The sequence below is a fragment of the Bacteroidota bacterium genome, from assembly GCA_030706565.1.
GTDB lineage: Bacteria > Bacteroidota > Bacteroidia > Bacteroidales > JAUZOH01 > JAUZOH01.
Genome location: JAUZOH010000510.1, coordinates 1 through 2,516, shown reverse-complemented (window position 1 = coordinate 2,516; position 2,516 = coordinate 1). Strand labels below are relative to the sequence as shown.

General features: G+C 43.1%; 2 protein-coding genes. Both read right to left on the bottom strand.

The annotated features are described in order from the left end of the window. A partial coding sequence (locus Q8907_16190; protein MDP4275808.1) for a nucleotidyltransferase family protein occupies window positions 1–320 on the bottom strand: 320 nt, incomplete at its 3' end. Window position 321: 1 nt separating this feature from the next. After that, a complete protein-coding gene (locus tag Q8907_16185; GenBank protein ID MDP4275807.1) occupies window positions 322–2,220 on the bottom strand; it encodes an asparagine synthase-related protein in 1,899 nt (632 codons plus the stop codon). Window positions 2,221–2,516 lie beyond the last annotated feature (296 nt).

Below are 2,516 nucleotides of genomic sequence, written 5' to 3'. Positions count from 1 at the left end.
GATAAAAGATTCAATTGATGCTCCTTGAAAATCCGGGTTAACCGGATAATTTCGGAGGAAAAAATCAGCATATTTCGGGTGTTGGCTGCATATTTTTCTTTTAAAGATGCAAGCAGCCCGGCCGACAACAGGGGAGAGAATTCTTTTAAATTTTGATAAACACATGGGATTAGCCGGTGTCTGTCGACCAGTGATAAAAATTTTTTTGAGTCCAGATCGGGATGTTGGCGGAGTAAAGCCTGAACCTGTTCCAACAAAACGTTTCCATAAGGCTTGCTTATGCAGCAGCAACGTAAAAGCTCATTTTCTATACTATCCATCTTAAAATCTTTGAAGGAATAAGCCTGTCCCGATCCCTCTTAATAAAGTAGTCACGCAAAAGCCGGTATTTTCTTTGGTCACTCTCGATTTTACGGACTCAAGAATAGTTTTCATTTTCGGAACATTCAGATAATAACTTACAAGTTCTGATTTTTCAAACTGTTCGAGAACGGCGGACAACTCACGATAATTTTGCTGCACCCTGTAACCTATATCAGCAGCCTGCCTTCCTCTTCTTTCATTCCAGAGGACTTCCTCAGGCATGTAACCTTTCATGGCCCGGCGCAGCAACATGCGGCCTTTGCCATTGCGGACGTACTGATCGTCTGGGACGGCAAAGCAAAATTCTATCAGTCGCCGGTCAAGGGTAGGGTCGCGGACTTCTATGCTAAAGCCTGCGCTGTTGGACTGCCATATCGTGCCCAATTGGCTGCATCCGGGATTGATGATCTGGCGGTGGGCCTCGCGGGTGAACGGGTTTATCGCGAAGTTCGGATCATGTTTCATCTCTTTCATCAGTTTGCCCAGTTGAATATCCTGTACGAAAGCAGTAGAAATAGCCGAATATGCTAACCACGGGTTATGGCCATGTTTTAGAAGGTGATAAAATTCAAGGACAGGCACTGGAACCATAGGTTTTAGAATTTTAGATTTTATGGTTTTTAAATGTCTGAAATCGTCCAGCCGGGCATCACTAAGTTTCCCTGTACTTAAATTATTCCCGGTTGGCCAGGAAACTGTTCCGTTTCCGCCCTGCCCGGTCAGTAAAACGTCGATTCCTTGTTTTTGGGCTTCGGCCATTAAGGCAACGATCCAGAAATGATTGCCGGCAGCATGACTGGGTTCATCGCGCAATTCAATCATTTTTTCAATGCCTTCCAGCGGGCTGGTCTGTTCTGCTTTGATGAATTGAAGGTCTATGTTTCCGCAGAAACCGGCTGTGGCTTTGGCCAGTTTTTGTTCATCACCGAATAGCCGTGGACTTATCCACTGACTGGTTTCTACAAGGGGAACGGAAGTAAAAGCAGGGATTTTGCAGTCAATTCCATACTTTTTATAATCTTCTGAAGCTAAGGCAGTGACAGAGCCCGAGTCTAATCCTCCACTCAAGGTAAGTCCGGCTTTCCGGATTGTTCTCAGCCGGCAATGTACGGCTTCACGGTATATTTCAAGGAAGGCATCAACGTAGTCGCTATCATTCCTGAAGTTTAGCAATTGGATATTGTTTATATCCCAGTATTGAGTCAATTTTGGCTTACTGTGTTCTGAAATTTCCAGAAAGTGAGCCGGAGGAAGGTGAAATATAGTCTGATAGCTGGTCTGATTGTCCTGTTCCTGCCAGGAAACCAGTATTTGTGCGATACGGAAAGGATTTGGCTCTTTGGGCACGCGGGGGAGTGAGAGTATGCCTTTTAAGGCTGACGAAAACACAAAGAAGCCGGGGGCATAGTAATAAAACATGCCCGTATTGCCGTGATGGTCGCGGGCAAGGAAAAGTTTTTTCTGCAGCCTGTCCCAAATGGCAAAGGCCCAGTCGCCCACAAGGTGGAGAACGCAGTCTTTGCCCCATTTTTGATAAGCCTTTAAAATCAACAAACTATCAGTGACCTGCCGTCTATCCGAAGTGGAAATGGAAAATTGTTCAAAGAGTTCCTGGCGGTTGTCTATTCTTGCGGCAGCCATCAGAACCAGGTTGCCTGATTCATCAAACAAAGGATATTTTTCCAGCAGGGATTCCGGTGTGGCACACATCATCAGCTGCCCCAGGCTTGCTTGTCCTTCCTGCCAGGTATATGCCCCATTTGGCCCCCAATAGGCCATTCCCTTCTTCATCCTTTCCGGATCATCTTTTTCCACCGGGCTTCCGTCAAGATGTACAATTCCGTAAATGGCACTCATAGATTTTTCTTGTTTTTGTAAAAATACTATAATTTTATTTGGCTGTCTGAAGTGCAGGGATAATAATTAAAGGAAAAGAAATCGAAGTGTTTGAGCGATTAAACTATTGTTATCATAAAATCTTATAAATCATAATATTTGTTAAATATAATTTGTTGTTAACAATAATTAGAATTATTTATTAGTTTTAAATAGAACAAAATCTATTGCATTTGCCTCACCGAAAGTTTACTTCAAAATGTTTAAAATCAAAGCAATAATTTAACTACATGTTTATGAAAGAAAATGTTGCTCTT